Source organism: Marvinbryantia formatexigens DSM 14469 (assembly GCF_025148285.1).
Classification (GTDB): domain Bacteria; phylum Bacillota; class Clostridia; order Lachnospirales; family Lachnospiraceae; genus Marvinbryantia; species Marvinbryantia formatexigens.
In genome coordinates, this window is the sequence record NZ_CP102268.1 from 1,435,843 (window position 1) to 1,453,169 (window position 17,327).

Annotated in this window: 15 protein-coding genes; 2 read left to right on the forward strand and 13 right to left on the reverse strand. The window is 51.5% G+C overall.

Features of this window, described 5'->3' with window-relative positions; all coding sequences use genetic code 11:
• Positions 1-5: 5 nt before the first annotated feature.
• Both NQ534_RS07095 and NQ534_RS07100 read right to left on the reverse strand, forming a co-directional pair.
• Positions 6-965 carry an ABC transporter substrate-binding protein gene (locus NQ534_RS07095; protein WP_006863643.1) on the reverse strand — a complete coding sequence of 320 codons (960 nt, stop codon included), beginning with the start codon at positions 963-965 and terminating at the stop codon, positions 6-8.
• Between the two features lie 119 nt (positions 966-1,084).
• A complete protein-coding gene (locus NQ534_RS07100) occupies positions 1,085-1,942 on the reverse strand; it encodes an Rpn family recombination-promoting nuclease/putative transposase (protein WP_074680017.1) in 858 nt (285 codons plus the stop codon).
• Positions 1,943-2,379: 437 nt separating this feature from the next.
• Here NQ534_RS07100 and NQ534_RS07105 point away from each other — a divergent pair, with 437 nt between their 5' ends.
• A complete protein-coding gene (locus tag NQ534_RS07105; RefSeq protein WP_006863640.1) occupies positions 2,380-3,108 on the forward strand; it encodes a lysophospholipid acyltransferase family protein in 729 nt (242 codons plus the stop codon).
• A 240-nt stretch (positions 3,109-3,348) separates the two neighbouring features.
• Here the strand turns inward: NQ534_RS07105 and NQ534_RS07110 are convergent, their stop codons facing one another.
• The 8 genes from NQ534_RS07110 to NQ534_RS07145 form a co-directional block, all read right to left on the reverse strand.
• Entirely contained in the window at positions 3,349-5,298 is a 1,950-nt protein-coding gene (locus tag NQ534_RS07110; RefSeq protein ID WP_050778366.1) for a DUF1002 domain-containing protein, read from the reverse strand.
• Between the two features lie 68 nt (positions 5,299-5,366).
• Positions 5,367-6,734 (reverse strand): UDP-N-acetylmuramoyl-tripeptide--D-alanyl-D-alanine ligase, encoded by a 1,368-nt coding sequence (locus NQ534_RS07115; RefSeq protein ID WP_006863637.1) that lies wholly within the window; start codon positions 6,732-6,734, stop codon positions 5,367-5,369.
• 3 nt (positions 6,735-6,737) lie between these two features.
• Complete coding sequence (locus tag NQ534_RS07120) at positions 6,738-7,763, reverse strand: D-alanine--D-alanine ligase family protein (RefSeq protein WP_006863636.1); 1,026 nt, start codon at positions 7,761-7,763, stop codon at positions 6,738-6,740.
• Positions 7,764-7,857: 94 nt separating this feature from the next.
• Positions 7,858-9,144, reverse strand: a complete 1,287-nt coding sequence (locus NQ534_RS07125; RefSeq protein WP_006863635.1) for an aspartate aminotransferase type Ic — start codon at positions 9,142-9,144, stop codon at positions 7,858-7,860.
• Positions 9,145-9,246: 102 nt separating this feature from the next.
• Positions 9,247-9,402, reverse strand: coding sequence for a hypothetical protein (locus NQ534_RS07130; RefSeq protein ID WP_006863634.1), 156 nt, complete (start codon positions 9,400-9,402; stop codon positions 9,247-9,249).
• Between the two features lie 53 nt (positions 9,403-9,455).
• A complete protein-coding gene (locus tag NQ534_RS07135) occupies positions 9,456-10,406 on the reverse strand; it encodes a serine O-acetyltransferase (protein ID WP_006863633.1) in 951 nt (316 codons plus the stop codon).
• Between the two features lie 154 nt (positions 10,407-10,560).
• Positions 10,561-11,634, reverse strand: a complete 1,074-nt coding sequence (locus NQ534_RS07140) for a DUF4179 domain-containing protein (protein ID WP_006863632.1) — start codon at positions 11,632-11,634, stop codon at positions 10,561-10,563.
• Positions 11,615-11,824, reverse strand: coding sequence for a hypothetical protein (locus tag NQ534_RS07145; RefSeq protein ID WP_006863631.1), 210 nt, complete (start codon positions 11,822-11,824; stop codon positions 11,615-11,617). The genes NQ534_RS07140 and NQ534_RS07145 overlap by 20 nt, the downstream gene beginning before the upstream one ends.
• A 222-nt stretch (positions 11,825-12,046) precedes the next feature.
• Between NQ534_RS07145 and NQ534_RS07150 the strand changes: the two genes are divergently transcribed.
• The gene (locus NQ534_RS07150; RefSeq protein ID WP_006863630.1) at positions 12,047-12,775 is read left to right on the forward strand and encodes a YesL family protein; all 729 of its coding nucleotides are present in this window, start codon (positions 12,047-12,049) and stop codon (positions 12,773-12,775) included.
• 245 nt (positions 12,776-13,020) lie between these two features.
• Here NQ534_RS07150 and NQ534_RS07155 read toward each other — a convergent pair whose 3' ends face one another.
• The 3 genes from NQ534_RS07155 to NQ534_RS07165 form a co-directional block, all read right to left on the reverse strand.
• Positions 13,021-13,974 carry an alpha/beta hydrolase gene (locus NQ534_RS07155; protein ID WP_006863627.1) on the reverse strand — a complete coding sequence of 318 codons (954 nt, stop codon included), beginning with the start codon at positions 13,972-13,974 and terminating at the stop codon, positions 13,021-13,023.
• 216 nt (positions 13,975-14,190) lie between these two features.
• Positions 14,191-14,784 carry a hypothetical protein gene (locus tag NQ534_RS07160; RefSeq protein WP_006863626.1) on the reverse strand — a complete coding sequence of 198 codons (594 nt, stop codon included), beginning with the start codon at positions 14,782-14,784 and terminating at the stop codon, positions 14,191-14,193.
• Positions 14,785-14,894: 110 nt separating this feature from the next.
• Positions 14,895-17,303, reverse strand: a complete 2,409-nt coding sequence (locus NQ534_RS07165) for a glycoside hydrolase family 3 C-terminal domain-containing protein (RefSeq protein WP_040784796.1) — start codon at positions 17,301-17,303, stop codon at positions 14,895-14,897.
• Positions 17,304-17,327 lie beyond the last annotated feature (24 nt).

Here is a 17,327-nt window from a genome sequence, read left to right on the forward strand (position 1 = left end):
ATCCCTCATTCCATCTGCAGCTCTACATAGTCCTCCGGAATTTCCAGACCGAGCTTCTCACAGATTTCTTTATTATATTCCTTTGTTACCGCCGGCGCATATTCAATCGGCATGGTGGAGATATCCTCCCCGTCTGCCAGAATGCGTACCGCCATCTGCCCGGTGGTATAGCCAAGGTCGTAATAATCAATCGAAAGCGTTGCCACACCGCAGATTCTGCAGATACCCTCTTCGCCAGCCACAACCGGGATACCAGCCGGAATGCACACGTTGGCAATCAGTTCCGCGTTGGACGCTGCGGTGTTATCTGTCGGAACAAAAATCACATCGCACTCCATCGTAGCGTTCGTGGTGACAGAAGCAATATCATTGGAATCCGAAAAGCCATATTCTCTGCATGTGTAACCGCGCGCTTCCAGCTCTTCCGTCATCACGTCAATCTGATACTGCGAGTTCGGCTCCGCCGAGCAGTAAAGCAGACCTACCGTTTCCGCCTTCGGAAACAGCTCCTGTATCATGGACGCCTGCTCGTCGAGCGGCGCCAGATCGGAGGTGCCCGAAATATTTCCGCCCACCGTGCCGTCAAAATCATCCAGCTGCAGAGCCGCCTCATATTTTGTGACCGATGTCCCCAGAATCGGTATCTGACTGGTCGCCGTGGCCGCCGTCTGCAGGGACGCCGTGGAATTTGCCAGAATCAAATCCACATTTCCCGCCACAAAACCGTTTATAATCGTGGAGCACAGATAAAAATCCCCCTGCGCGTTCTGCTCCTCAATCACTACCTCATCGCCGAATTTTTCCGTCAACGCATCCTTAAAGCCCCGCGTCGCACTGTCTAACGCCTCATGCTGTATCAGCTGGCAGATACCGACATGATATGTCTCCTCCGCTGCCGCCGCATTTCCAAGGCATTCGGTCATTACCGCCGCTGCGGCTGCCGTCATCCAGAATCTTTTTTTCATCCTGCACATCCTCCCAGTCAAGTTCTTCCTGCCGCCGCGGCAAAAAGTCTGAACGGCTTCTGCCCGGCAGTATCATAATCTATAAGGATAGTATAATGCGGTTTTGGCAATTTGTAAAATTATTTCTGATTACATCTGATATAACCCAGCGCTTCCTCCCGGCTCAGCGAGAAATATTTCTGCAGCTTGTCTATAATTGATTCCGTTGTTTTTCCCTCCTCCTGGTTTTCCCGTATCATCGCCCCGATTCCCCGACCGAGTCCTTGGCTTATTCCTTGATGGATTCCGATATTTTTCCCTTCTTCCACTCCCGATTTGTAATGGTCCTCAAATGCTTTACACATAACTGCTCTCTCTCCTTTCCTTTTCAAGGCATTATAATAATCCAGATGTCCCGTCAACGCAAAAATCAAACGATTGGTATCCTCCGGCAGTTTTTCATATACAGACCGTTTTTTCTGCAGATAGCGCTGCATTTCCTTTTCGTCATTCCGTCTCTGCAAAATTTCAAATACCTCTCGCCAGCCTCCCGAAAACCAAGCCGCATCTACATTTTCCGGCGTAATCAGAAGCATGGCGTATGGTCTGATATACTTCTTCAACCACTTAAACTCCTCCGGTATCTTCACCATATCAGCCAAATCTGTCGGTCCGCTCCAGATTTGTGCTCCATAATAAAACACGATTGTGATTACCGGCGCTAGTTTTTCTCCTTTATGCAGTTTTTCATCTTTGCACATGCGCCGCTGCACATCATATTCCAGCGCATCCTCTGTCATAACCCTGAGAGGCATTCCAAAATCAACTGTCGTCTGATTCTGAAGCGCAACAATAATCTCTCCGTCCGGCGCCACAATTTTCTTGTTAAATCCCGGAAGCGCTGTACGCCTCTGACACTCTTTCTGTTTTCTTTTCCTTTCTGCGGAATTTCTTCTATGCGTACCAGCTCCGTGGGTACCGGTACCATCTGTCCGCACTGCACCAGTGGCTTTCCCTGTGCCAGCACACCATTTACAAAATCGCAGAAATGACGGCTGTTTTCTTGATACTCTTTTAAAATAATATCTTTTTCCTGCAAATAAGCTCCTCCATGCATTCATTTTGATTTTTCTGAAATGTGTAGCCGAACGGCTTTGAGTTGTAATCCAGAAACTACAGATAACACATTTTCAATGAGCTTATCATATCACAGGTCTTCCCGTTTTGCAATATTTATTTTAATGTTGTGTATTAATTATAATATGTTATTATTTATAATGCAAGTGAAAAATAAATTCCTTTTTTCCAAAATGCTTGCCAGCCGCCCGTTTTTTCTGTATACTAAACACAGTACAAACGACCGGGCACCGGGAGCGGACACACAAAAGCGTCCGTCCCCGGCGGCGCGTATGTTTCAAGGGAGGCTTTGTATATCATGATACGTTTTCTCATTGTTGCAGTTACAGTTATCGGCTTTCTGATTCTCTCCATTCCGATTCTGATCGTGGAATGGATCATCGGAAAATTCAATCCCCGCGCGCGGGACATTTCCTCGCTGCGGATTATCCAGGCGGTATTCCGGTTTATCCTCTGGGAGACCGGCGCAAAAATCACGGTAATCGGCTATGAAAACGTGCCGCAGAATGAAACGGTGCTTTATGTAGGGAATCACAGAAGCTATTTCGATATTCTGATGACCTACTGCCGCTGCCCGGACCTGACTGGTTATGTGGCAAAGGACAGCATGGAAAAAATCCCGCTGCTCTCCACCTGGATGAAGCGCCTGTACTGCCTGTTTCTGGACCGCTCCGACATCAAACAGGGGCTGAAAACCATTCTCACCGGCATCCAGCAGATTAAAAACGGGATTTCAATGTGTATTTTTCCGGAGGGGACAAGAAACCACGAGCCCAGGCTTCTTCCCTTTAAAGAGGGCAGTCTGAAAATGGCGGAAAAAACGGGCTGTGCGATTGTCCCGATGGCGATTACCAATTCCGGCGATATTTTTGAGGACCATCTTCCGAAAATCCGTCCTGCGCACGTCATTCTGGAATACGGCAAGCCCATCTATCCGAAAGACCTGAGCAAAGAAGAACGGAAATTCCTCGGATCCTATACGCAGAACATCATTCAGGATATGCTTGACAAACATGTTATTGAATAGCTGTAGAACCGGAAAATGCGCCGCCATGCAGGCCGCATTTCCCATCAGCATAAAAACAGCTTCCGGTACTTAAGCTGCGCACGGCAGCAAAAAGGAGCTGCGGTTACATATATCCCCCTCTTATCAGAGAAGGTATCTTAGTAACCGCAGCTCCTTTTAAATTTCCCCGCGCTCAAATCAGATATCCCGCTGCTGGCATGATACCCGGCTCATTGCCCGCGGGAACAAATTTCCCATGCCTTAGAAATTTCCCATTTCTTCCTCAAAATCCGCAAACTCGTCTGACATTTCCCCGTCGATGCTCTCCAGGATTTCATCGACATTCACGTCCGCCGATGTTTCCGCCGCGTCCGCAGCGCCCTCTTCCGGCGCTGCTGCGGTTTCCTCCATCGCCGCCTCCGTCATGTCTGCGGCATCCTCTACCTTATACGCATCCTCCAGAATACCCATGATGAGATTATAAAGAACCACCTCATCCGCGTCCTCCAGATTGCTGTCTGCAAGGAATTCCTCGGAATCTTTGAAAATCAGTCTTCTTACATACTTATCAAGCTGCACCATATCGCTGTCCTCATAGGACTTATCCGGCGCCTGCGCCTGGGTATCCGCAACGATAGTCTGGCTGATGGATGTATCCGCCGCTTCCTCCGCTGCAACCGCATCCGCGCCCTTCGTGAGCACCTTCAGCAGATACTGCTCAATCTTTTCCGGGAAAAGCTTCGCCGCCGTCTCAGTCAGATATACCTGGGACATGCCGTCCTCGCTGGTGATGGTCGTGCTCTGGAAAGCACTCTCCAGATCCTTCTTTACAGCATCGTAAATCTCACGGTCTTCTGCATTTAAGCTGTCCGCCGTCAGAACCTCTTCCGTTTCCTGAACCGCCGCTTCTGTCTCTGCAGCCGCTTCTGTCTCAGGAGCTGCCGCTTCTGTTCCCGCCGTGCTTTCCGTTTCTTCCGACGGAATCACTGCGTCACTGCTTCCGGTTCCATCCTCCGGAAGTGCCTCTCCACCGGCTTCCGCAGCATTCGTATCATCGGTAAATACCGGGTCTTCCACGCTGCCATCTGCGTTCTCAGAAGCCGCCTGGGTCTCCAGCTGGATCGTGCCGTCGTCCGTCGCCTCCGGGATACCAAATTCATTCTCCGTCTGCTCCTGCTGTTCGGACTGCTCCTGCACTGTCTGGGTGGTATCCTCCTCGGAAACCGTACCGCCGTCGCTCTCCAGCACGGACGGGTCAGTGTTATTCAGAATATTATCGTTATCGAGGTCTGTCACATCGTCGACGATCACCACATCGCCGCCTGCTTCTGTCTCCTGCGCTTCGGATTCCTGCTGCTTCGCCGCTTCTTCTGCCGCTGCTTCAGCTTCCTGCGCGCGCTCCTCAGCCTGCTGCTGCTCCTCCTCGGAAGCGCCGGCGTCGCCCGCTACATTTGCCTGCACACGCTCCAGCGTCGCTTGAAGCTGGATGATATCGTATTCCTGCTGTGCAATCTGCTGCATCAGCTCTGCGATCTCTTCACTCTGGTCGTCGTTAATAGTAACGTCGTAATTATTCGACACTTCATTGACAATGTTTGTAATCTCTTCTATATTGGTGACATTGTTTTCGATGACCTGTATCTTTGTCTCATTGATAACGGCGGTCGCCTTGCTCTGTCCGACTTCGTTCGCCAGATTTCCGGTCGTCACCAGTTCCTGGTTTGCCAGCTCCACCTTAACCGGGTCAAGCGACTGTTTGCTTGCCTGCTCATAAGCCATAATAACGCCTGTGAGCGCTCCGGTACCGGATACCTTGAACGGGCATGCCGCCACTACCTGGCAGTTTGTAACGCCGGAGGTCGACAGGGTGGACGCGATCATATTGCAGGTAACCCACTCCAGATTCGCCGTCTTTACCTGGATACCGCCGGAGCTGGTCGGCGCCACCAGCGCACAGCTATAGGTATAGTTTCCAATCTGTTCCAGCGGAACATAAGAACCGAGGTGATTTCTCTCATCGGTATTGTTAATATAAATAACATCCACGCTGTCATACGTTACTCCGAAATACCGCATCATGGTATCCTTCTGGTCCTGTGATAAATCCGTGCCCAGCGTGACCACCTTGCGGCTGTCCGCCAGCGCCGGAACCGCACATACCAGCACCGCTGCCAGCGAGAGAATGATGCTGCTGACGAGTTTCTTCTTCATATCCATATCCTCCTTAGAATTATTTTGCGCAACTGCCCTGTCCTGCAGCGCTTCCGCCTGCGCGGCAGTTACTTTGTGAGTGCCTCCACGATTTTCTCAAAATGCATTGCGTGAGACGCTTTTACAAGCACGGTGTCCCCCTTCTGCACACTGTCCGGAAGAAGCCTTAAGACCTCTTCCACCGAATCCGCCGTGATGACCTGCTTTTCCGGAGACAGCCTCCGGATTTCCTCTGCCATATAACGGCACAGCGCGCCCACACAGAAAAACACCGGGATATCGAGCCCCGCAGCAAATCTGCCGACCTCCCCGTGGAGCTGCTGTTCGTTCTCGCCCAGCTCTCCCATATCTCCGAGAACCGCTATTTTTCTGCCCGGAGCATCCGCAAGCACGCCAAGAGACGCCTTCATCGACATCGGGTTGGCATTGTAGCAGTCATCCACCACCGTAATGCCGCCCGCCTCCAGAATACGGAACCTGCCGCCAAGCGCCTGAAGCTTTTCAATTCCCCGCCGGATCTCCTCCAGGCTCATGCCGAGCGCCCTGCCGACTGCCGTTGCAGCCAGAGCGTTCAGCACCATGTGATATCCCGGAATGGGAATCGTCACAGCAAAGCTTTCCGTTCCATCATGGATTCTGCACTTTACTCCCTTTAAGCCCGCATTTTCAATGTCCGTCGCCCGGATAGCGCACGCATGCTCAATTCCGAAAAACTGCGGCGTAATCCCTCTGACCTCCTTTAAAGCGGACAATTTATCATCATCCCCGTTAAGGACGATCTGTCCGTCGGGGGCAATGAAATCAAAAATCTCCGACTTTGCCCGCAGCACACCATCCCGGTCTCCCAGAAACTCCAGATGGCAAGTGCCGATGTTTGTGATCACACAGACATCCGGACGGGCAATTTTGCTCAGCCGGTGCATCTCCCCGAAATGGTTGATGCCCATTTCCAGAACCGCCACCTCGTCTTCCTCCGTAAGCTGGAAAACGGTGAGCGGCAGCCCAAGCTCATTATTGAAATTTCCCGGCGTCTTTAGCACCCGGTACTTTTCCGAAAGCACGCTGGCTATCATTTCCTTCGTGCTGGTTTTTCCAACACTGCCGGTAATCCCGACTACTTTTATATCAAGCTGCTGCCGGTAAAACTCCGCAATCGCCATCAGCGCCTTCAGAGTGGATTCCACAAGGATATACGGTCCCTGCGCCTCTGCCGGCGCCTTCTCGCAGAGCACGCAGAGCGCTCCCTGCGCGTAAACCTGCGGAATGAATCTGTGACCGTCCACGTGCTCTCCGCAGATTGCCGCAAACAGACTGCCTTCCTTCGCCCTGCGGCTGTCCGTGACGATATCCGCCACCTCCCGGCTGCGGTCGGCGTCACTTCCAACATATGCTCCGCCACAGGCTCCGGCAATATTTTCCAATGTGAGATTTTTCATAAACTACCTCTTTGATACCTCTATCAGCTTTTCGCACAAATCAGCAAAGTTCATTCCGACCGCCGCCGCTTCCTGCGGGAGCAGACTGGTCGGAGTCATGCCCGGAAGGGTATTTGCCTCCAGGCAGTAGATTCCGCCGTCTTCATCCATCATGAAATCCATGCGCGCATAGCTCTCCAGGCGGAGCGTATCATACGCTTTCAGGGCAATTTCCTGCATCTTCTGCGTCAGTTCAGCACTCAGCGGCGCCGGACATGTCTCAATCGTGCTTCCCGCCTGATATTTGTTTTTATAGTCGTAAAAGCCGGCAATCGGACTGATTTCCACAATCGGATAGGCTTTTCCGTCTATCACGCCCACGGTGTACTCCTGCCCTCTGATGTACTGCTCCACAATCAGCTTATCTTCATAAGAGAAGCCATTTTTTACCGCCTCGGAGAATTCCTCCTCCGTATGTACGATATAAACGCCGACGCTGGAACCGCCGCACGCTGTCTTTACCACACATGGCAGCTCCATGCCAAGCTCCGCCGCGCTTTTAGGCGAATCTGTTTTTCTCACAATCACGCCCGCCGGCGCCGGCACGCCGTTTTCCCGGAAAAGCTGCTTTGTAATTGTTTTATCCATCGCCAGCGCGCTGCCAAGATAGCCGCTGCCGGTGTAGGTAATGCCAAGTAAATCGAATGCCGCCTGTATCCTGCCGTCCTCGCCGCAGGTTCCGTGCAGCGCCAGAAATACTGTGTCCGCCGCTCTGCATGTCTCCAGAACCCCCGGTCCGAAAAACTCCCGCCGCTCTGCCTTTATCTTTTCGATAGAATCGTTAAAGCTTCTTATGTACGCCGCCTCGCGCTCCACATCATATTCCTCTGCAAACGCCGTTTCCGCCTGCAGTCCTTCCTTTCCGCAGAATACGTCCAGCAGAATCGCCAGATGTCCTCTGCTGCGCAGCGCTTCACAGACCTTTGTCCCGGACACAATGGAAACATCGCGCTCCGTGCTGGTCCCCCCTGCCAGTACCACAATCTTCATTCCTTTAACCTCGCCTCCCTTTAAAGTATACCTAAAAGGAAGTCATAATACAAGTGTATCATCACTTCCTTTATCTTAAAAATTCATTATGATTTTATTTACTCTCCAGAATCTTGTCGATGCTTACCAGCTTCACGCTGAGCACGAAAATCTCCGATGCGATTGCCAGCTCCTCCGGCGTCGGATAAGACGGTGCGATACGGATATTGCTGTCCTGCGGGTCTTTTCCGTACGGATAGGTAGCGCCCGCTTCCGTCATAACAAGTCCCGCCTCTTTAGCTTTTGCCACGATTGCCTTTGCACAGCCCGGCAGCGCGTCAAAGGAGATAAAGTAGCCGCCGCGCGGACGGATCCAGCTTCCGATTTCCAGATCGCCCAGCTCTTTGTCCAGCACGTTCAGCACCGCCTCGAACTTGGGGCGCATAATTTCCGCATGCTTCTTCATATGGCTTACCATTCCGTGGATGTCCTTAAAGAAACGCACATGACGGAGCTGGTTCAGCTTGTCATGACCGATGGTCTGGATGCGCATCTGCTTGCGGATGTCCTCCAGGTTTGCCGGTGACGCTGCGATTGCCGCCACACCGGAGCCCGGAAAGCTTACCTTGGAGGTGGAGCAGAATTTGTATACCATATCCGGATTGCCCTCTTTTTTGCACTCCATGAGAATCTCGATCAGATGGTCCTGCTTATCCTCATATAAGTGATGGATGCCATAGGCGTTATCCCAGTAAATACGGAAGTCCTCCGCCGCCGGTTTCAGTCGCGCAAAACGGCGCACGGTCTCATCGGAATAGGTGATGCCCTGCGGGTTGGAATACTTCGGCACGCACCAGATACCCTTTACAGACTCGTCGTTGTTTACGTATTCCTCAACCATATCCATATCCGGTCCGTCCGGCGTCATCGGAATATTTACCATCTCGATTCCAAAATACTCCGTGATGGCGAAATGTCTGTCGTATCCCGGTACCGGGCAGAGGAATTTTACTTTATCCAGCTTGCACCACGGCGTGCTTCCCATTACGCCGTGCGTCATGGAGCGTGCAACGGTATCAAACATAATGTTCAAGCTGGAGTTTCCGTAAATAATAATCTGGTTTGCCGGAACCTCCGTCATATCCGCAAGAAGCTCCTGCGCTTCCGGAATACCGTCCAGAACGCCGTAGTTTCTGCAGTCTACGCCCGCTTTACATTTTAAGTTGGAAGTGCTGTTTAAAACGTCCATCATACCCATCGCCAGGTCAAGCTGCGCTGCGGAGGGTTTTCCCCTGGACATATCCAGATGCAGATTCTGCGCTTTAATCTGGTCAAATTTCTTCGTGAGTACTTTCTTTTCCTTCAGTAATTCTTCCTTGCTTAAATCCTTGTACGCTGCCATTTTTTCATTCTCCTCCTAAAGTTTATGATAAGGGCAGTTATATATGCCCCATGAAGCCTCCGTCCGTTTCCCGTGCTCTGCACTTCCGGAATGCGGCGGCATTCATTGCCTTAAATAGATTCCCTGCGACTCGATCCAGTCGTCGATATCCTCAATGCACTCCTGCGCCCAGGTCGGGCTGAGCTTTGTAGCCGCAGTTTCCTTTAACGCCTCTTTTTCCTGTTCGCTCTGTTCCTGTTTTTTTCTTTCTTCGCTCATACATAAGCCTCCTTTTCCCGCAGACGGCTGCACCTTCCGGAGACGTCTGCATGTCAGTCGTTTTCTTTGCGGTTGAAAAATCCTTCCTGTCCCAGCTCCTGCGTCTGTACACTTCCGCGTACCTTAAACTGCAGCTCCGGGTTTTTGATGCTCACCCTGGTATGGTCCGGCACGGACGAGGTGATGAACGCGTTACTTCCGATCACGGCGCCCTCCCCGATAACGGTGTCTCCTCCCAGAATAGAGGCGCCGGAATATACCGTGACATTGTCCATGAGTGTCGGATGACGCTTGACGCCCCGCAGGGTCTGCCCGCCTCTTGTAGAGAGCGCGCCCAGGGTCACGCCCTGATAAAGCTTGACATTTTTGCCAATAACGGTCGTTTCTCCAACGACCACGCCGGTTCCGTGGTCGATAAAGAAATATTCCCCGATTGTCGCCCCCGGATGGATATCGATGCCGGTAAGATTGTGCGCATACTCCGTCATGATTCTCGGAATCATCGGAACGCCCAGAACATGAAGCTCATGCGCAATGCGGTTGACAGTGATGGCAAAGACGCCCGGATAGGAGAAAATGACCTCATCCGTATTAAACGCCGCCGGGTCGCCGTCGTATGCCGCCTGTACATCCTTCGCCAGCATTTCACGCAGCCACGGCAGTCTGTACAAAAAGCTCTGCACAATTTCCTCCGCCCGGCATCGGCATTCGCATTCCGCCTGCGCACCGGCGCATTCCATCGCCTTACCCACCTGCTTCGTCAGCTCATATTCGATATTTTCCAGCAGTTCCCCGACATGATACCGCACGGTGCCGCTTTTCAGCTTCTTATCCTCGAAATATCCCGGAAACAGTACCTGTCGCACCATTTCGCATATCTGGATAATCATTTCCCGGTTGAGCCGGTTATCTGAATCGATATTGCTGATAACCGAATGCTCCTCATAGCTCTCCAGCAGGGACGCAACCAGCGTTTCCATCTGTGCTGCCTGTAATTTATTCATGTGCTGTTCTCCTGATAGTTACTAATTTGCGGATAGTATAGCACATTTTAAAAAAAAGGGCAAACCTTTCTCAGAAGTTTGCCCCTTTGCATAAATTTATTTTATAGCAGACCGCTTTTCCTGTCAAATACTATTTCTCCGGCAGCGCCACTGCTCACTCTGTTTTCAGCGGCAGCCGCGTCTCGTCCAGTATCTTTGACAGACCGTCCGGGAATTGCTCTGCAATTTCTTCCCCGGAGGGTTCTTCGCCTATCGCGGATACCGGTACTGTGGAATACTCTGCCAGCTCAATGTCCAGATATTCCGCCGTATCCACCGTCGGTGTGCCGTATGCGCAGTCCAGAACCAGAGCACCCGTTTTCTCATCATAGTCAACCGCTTCAAACAGCATCCGGTTTCCCTTATCGTCCGTCATATCCAGCCGGTAATAAATCTCACTGTAGCGCTCCTCTCCCTCGCCATAGAAAGTGCGCGGATCTCCCTCCATCTGCACATGAACGCGCGCTGAAGCTTCTGTATAGGCAATGTCCTGCACATGGAAAACAATTCCATCCTCCGTTTTCAGCGTCCGGTCAACCGGCAGAGTCATTATCTGCTCTCTGATATTTTCTCCAGAGGTTTCAAAAGCGAAGTCGAAATCAGCGATTCCGTCAATGGTATTGTCCTCCTGCGTCTGGACAAAGCGTATCATCAGCTCCGCATTTTCTATCTCCTGCGGAACCGCGCCCTCCTGATAGGGAGCAGACAGCACATACTGCCCTTCTGCTTCCATTTCATAGCTGCGCAGCATCAGGGTATCGACATATTCTCCGTTCACATAAATTGCGCCATAGTACACCCAGGGCCGCCCCGTCACAACGCCGTCCTCCCAGGAAACGTCTATGGCGGCGTTGATGCTGCTGGCATCAATCAGAACCTCTCTCAGTGTCATTGTGACGCCATTCTCTGTCTGTTTCTCATTTATCACCTCCGTATAGGGACGCAGGTCATTTTCATTTCCCAGCCACCGGGCAATCTGTGTGGTAAAGCTGCTGATTGCCGCCGCCACCTGTTCATGGAAAATTCCGCCGAGCCCCGCCGCCGCTACCAGCAGCATACACGCCGCGCGCACACCGGCGCTTTCCAGGATACGCTTCTTTTTTCCGTTCCACGGCTGCCCCGCCGTCTCAACAAATGTATCGTCCGCACACTGCAGCGCCTCCAGCAGTTCAAAATGCTTTCTGTTCATAATATCCCCCTCTCCTCTGAAAAATCCACGCGTCTTTTTGCCGTGCCATCTTTTTTGCGTACCGGCTCCTTCTGCTGCCCAGCAGATTCCACGCAATCTTCGTGCAGTAAGCATGATACTTCGCGCTCAGTTCTTCTACCGCCTTCTCATCTCTCTGAAAGAAAAGATCCACTATCTGAATATCCTCCATATCTTCCTCCTTTCCGCCCTGTCAACACTATCCGCCCGGCAAATGCTTCCTGTCCATTTTCCCGGCTTATATAATAAATCGTAAAAAAACAGCAAAGGTGTCGCAAAACCCTGCAATCAAATTATATTTATTTTATAAAAACACAGTTCTTTAGGGATTGCACTTTTCGATAAAATTCGCTATACTGTTATTTATATCTAAAAATTTTTCCGAGGTGATATCATGAATCGTTTTTTTAACATGGACAACGGTTTTTTCCAGGTTTTGTCCAGGATTGCAGATTTGATGATTTTAAACATCATTTTTATCATAACATGCATTCCTATTGTTACAATCGGCGCCGCCTGGACGGCTCTTTATTACGTGACGCTGAAAATGGTGCGCAATGAGGAATCCTATATCGTGCGCAGCTATTTCCGGTCCTTTAAGCAGAATTTCAAGCAGTCCACGATTATGTGGCTGGTTATGCTTGCGCTGTTTGTACTGCTTTTCTTCGATTACCGTATTGTGAGCGTTATGGATGGAACGCTGAAGCAGGCAATGCTGATAGGGCTGACGATTGTAGCAGTATTTCTGGCGCTGATTCTCACCTACCTGTTTCCGCTGCAGTCAAAGTTTTATAACTCTATCAAAAACACTGTGAAAAATGCGCTCCTGATGTCTATCCGTCATCTGCCGCAGACGCTTATCATGATTGTCATCACGGTAGCCGCTGTGCTGGTCACGTTCATTAACAGCTGGACGATTTCTTACGGTATCCTGGTCTGGATTCTGCTTGGATTCGCCACCATCGCACTGGCAAATTCCTGGTTCCTGGTGCGGATTTTTGATAAATATATTCCGCAGGATGACGAAGAGCCTGTACCGGATGAAGAATTTTCCGTTCCGGAGGTTGATGAAAACAGCAGCGAAGCGCTGACAGATGAGGGTTCTGATACGGCTGAAAATTAAATGTCCGGGTATGCTGTCAAAACCGGTGGTGTGTTGCACCGGAGATTCGCAGACATCCCAGGATTAATTATGCGGCAGGGAGTTTTATCCGAATCTCCCTGCCGCCCTCTGTTTATTCTATCATCACAGCAAAATCCCGTGCTCCCATCCGGCATAAACCCTCAGCTTATCCGGCGCAAACCCTCAGTCTTTCATCCGCTTTTCGTTGGTCCCCGCTCTTTTGTCCGGCATCCGCCGCCAGTCCATCATCCCTTTGCCTGCCCGGCTCCGCCGGATACAAAAATTTCTGTCATCCAGTAATAAATATCCCCGTAGACATCCTCTCTGTCTGTTTCATTTAAAATTTCATGGCGGTCCTGCGGGTAAAGCCTGCATTTTACGTTCGTCATCCCCATCCTTAGGAATTGTTTATATACCTTTCTGACGCCCCTGCCAAACTGCCCTACCGGATCATCGTCGCCGGAGACAAACAGCACCGGCAGGCTGCGCGGCATCCCGTCCAGAAAATTTTCAAAACTCAGTGTATAAATGCTGTAAAACAAATTGTAATAGCCATTTAAGGTAAAACGGAAGTTGCAAAGCTTTTCCTTCATGTATGTATTCACGTTTTCCTCGTTCCGGCTCAGCCATGCCTTGCCGCTTAGCTTTCCGAATTTCCGGTTATAGCCGCCGAACGCCATCGCATCCACCAGAAAACTGCGGTAATTCCAGCCGAGAACCTTTGCCATCGCCGTGGTAAGCACCATTCCAAACTGCGTGGCAATGCGCGGCTGCCAGCCTGTCCCCATAATCACCGCACCCGCAAGCCCTTCTCCGTGAATGCAGAGGTACTGCCTCACCAGAAAAGAGCCCATGCTGTGTCCGAGCAGGAAATATGGGGCGTCCGGATATCTTTTCTGCGTCAGCCTGCGCAGTCTGTGAATGTCCCGTAAAAGCGTCTTGTTGCCGTCCTTATCCGCAAAATAGCCATAATATTCCTCAGACCGCACCGAATCACCATGCCCCAGATGGTCGTTGCCCGTCACCAGGATTCCCCGTTCCGCCAGGTACGCCGCAAATTCATCGTAGCGGTCGATAAACTCCACCATACCGTGGGAAATCTGCAGTACCGCGCGCACCTTTCCCTCCGGAATCCAGCGGATGGCGTGAATCTCTGTCACATTATCACTGGAATGATACGTAAAATGCTCCTTCTTCATTGTCCAGCCTCCTTCTTGCTTATTATCTTGCTTATTTTCTTGCTTATTTTCTTACTTACTATCTTATCACACGCGCCCCAAAAATCAATATATTGAAAAAACAGACATCACATATGTGACATCTGCCTTTTCTGCTATCCGTTTTTGTCTCTGCCCGGCCATGCGGCAAATCCGGACGCGGATATAACGTGCCGGACCGCCTTTCTTTACTTCCTGTTATTTCTTCGCTTCCCCCTCCGGGAATATGATTTTGAAGACAAAGAAGAATATGACCATCGATATACCGCCCATCAGTACCGTGGTTCCGATGTTGTACAGCCATCCCGGAAGAAGCTGGCTTGCAACCGCCACCCACACGCAGTTGATGGAGTTTACCACTACCGTGATCACTGCCCAGGCAATCACATACCACATAATCTGCCAGGGAATGTTTCCGTGACTGCGGAAAGTAATGTTCCTCTGCAGCGGGAAATTGATGCACTGCGCGAGGAAGGAACCTACCAGCATGGCGATAAAGTAGCCGAGACCGCCGCCAATGATTACCTCTCCGGCTTCGTTGTACAGGACATCATAGCCGAGCGCATTCCATGTAAAATCAATTCCGAACAGGCTTACCGGAAGCGCCGGCCAGCTCCATTCCGTTCCTGCCAGCTCCAGACCGAGCAGATTCGGCAGGAACGCATAGATGATATACTGGACAACCGTTACCAGGTTACTGAAGATGAGGAAAAGACCGCCTTCACGCACCCACTTCGCTGCCGACGGGTGTTTATCGGCAAAATTTCCCCACCAGGATTTTAAAGCATTCATATGTTTACCCTCTCCTTATATATGTTGTTTATGTGATGCCTGCGGATTCAAAAGTACTGGATTCTGTTTCGTGCAAGCACGACAGTCCCAGCACTTCTCACCCCCTGGCATCACTTCATGTCATTTGCTTTTTTCATAACCTTCCGCTGACGGAAGAAGCCGCTGATTACTTTACCAAGCCCTTTGAAGAAATGACCGTTGACAATCTGCATGATGCCGCCGACCATTTCCTGGCTGCACATGCCGCCTGCCATCTTGCCAATTCCGCGGAACGGCATATTGTATATGAACAGAATGTTCAGATCCGGCTTGCCCTTCGCCTCGCTCTTGTTCTTCATGTTGGTCATGATCTTCCACACAAGTCTTGCCGGGGCGCTCTTTGCGTAATACATCTGACAGATAGCGTCATTTACATCCAGCAGCCCGTCGGTCCGCCAGCTTCCGTCCGGAATAGCGTGCCCAAGCAGCGCCTCATATTCCGCATCCGGCACCTTGCAGATATTTCCACTGTAATAATCCGCAAGCTTTTCCTTATCATACGGGCACGCCGCCTCTGTTCCCTTCACAGAAACAGTCGCGCGCAGACGGATATCCGCACTGGAGGCTCCGACAAGGATCTCATATTCGCCGCTCTCCACTTCCCAGCGGTTCGTCTTTACGTTAAAGTAGCGGAACGCCTTGTCATCCAGCGGCACGGTCACGGTTCTGCTCTCGCCCGCCTTTAAAAATACCTTTGTAAAACCCTTCAGCTCCAGCGCCGGACGGAATACCTTCCCGCCCTTTGCCGCCACGTAGACCTGCGCGGCTTCTGCGCCGTCCACGCCGCCGGTATTCTTCACAGTAAAGGTAACGCTCTTATCTGTCGCCGTAATGTCAGAGTAAGCAAATGTCGTGTAGGACAATCCGTATCCGAACGGATAGCGCACCTTCACGCCCGTCGTCGCATAATAACGGTAGCCCACATACAGACCCTCGCGGTACTCGCTGCTGCGCTCTTTGCTTGGGAAATAGCTGTACGCCGGTGTGTCCTCGTATTTATACGGATACGTCTCCGCCAGCTTGCCGCTCGGATTAATCTGACCGGTGATGGCTTTGAGCATCGCAGGCGCTCCCGCCTGTCCGGAAAGATATCCGTGGATAATCGCCGGAACCTCGTCCGCCCACGGCATTTCCACAGGAGAACCTGCACTGAGCACGACGATGATATTGGGATTTACCTTCAGAAGGGCTTTCAGCAGCTCCTCCTGGTTCTTCGGCAGACGCATATGGGAGCGGTCCAGACCCTCCGCCTCGCTCACCTCGTCCAGTCCGATGTACAACAGTACGGTCTCGTTTTCCTTCGCCAGACGCACCGCCTCCTGCTTCATCACATCGTTTGCCTCACCGGTGCGCACATAACCCGGCGCAAAGCCTGTCATTACCAGACCCGAATCTTTGATGACATCCAGCGTGCTCTCCAGCTTCGTCGGATTTACCACTGAGGAGCCTGCGCCCTGGTAGCGCGGCTTCTGTGCAAAATCTCCGATTACCGCCACCTTTGTGCCCTTCGCCAGCGGCAGCATACCATTTTTATTTTTCAGAAGGACAATACTGCCCTCCGCTGCTTTCTGTGCCATTGCATGATGTGCTTCCACATCAAATACTTTTCCTTTTGCCGCCTGTGTTGCCGGTGCCAGCTGCATGATGACCTTTACCAGCTCCTCCACGCGCTCATTTACCGCGGCTTCCGGTATCCTGCCGCTCTTTACTGCCGCAATCAGCTCTTCATCGCTGTCCCCTCCGGTCGTCGGCATTTCCAGATGGGAGCCATTCTCCACACCCTTTACGTGGTCGTTCGACCCGCCCCAGTCGGATACCACAAATCCATCAAATCCCCACTCGTCCACAAGAATGTCGCGCAGAAGATGTTTGTTTTCGTTTGCATACTCCCCGTTTACCCGGTTGTAGGAAGACATAATTGCCTTCGGATGCGCTTCCCGCACCGCAATTTCAAAGCCGGTCAGATAAATTTCACGCAGGGTCCGTTCATCCACGATCGAATCGCTTGCCATGCGGCGCAGCTCCTGACTGTTCGCCGCAAAATGCTTCGGACATGCTGAGGAACCGGACGCCTGGATGCCCTTTACGTAAGCCGCCGCCATTTTCCCCGCCAGATAGGGGTCTTCCGAAAAATACTCAAAATTACGTCCGCAAAGCGGGCTTCTCTTAATATTCAGTCCCGGTCCGAGCAGGACATTTACCTCCTGGGCGAGTGCTTCCTCTCCGAGAGAGCGCGCCATTTCCTCCGCCAGATTCTCATCCCAGCTATTCGCCATCGTCGCCGCCGTCGGGTAGCAGGTTGCCGGTACGCTGGCGTTCAGTCCAAGCTGGTCCGACGCTCCCGCCTGCTTACGCACGCCGTGAGGGCCGTCCGACAGAAAGATGGACGGGATACCCACACGCTCCACGCTTCTGGTCTGCCAGAAATCCTTACCGGAAAGCAGATAGCATTTTTCCTCCAGGGTCATATCCCGGACCATTTTTTTGATATCCAACTTTTCACC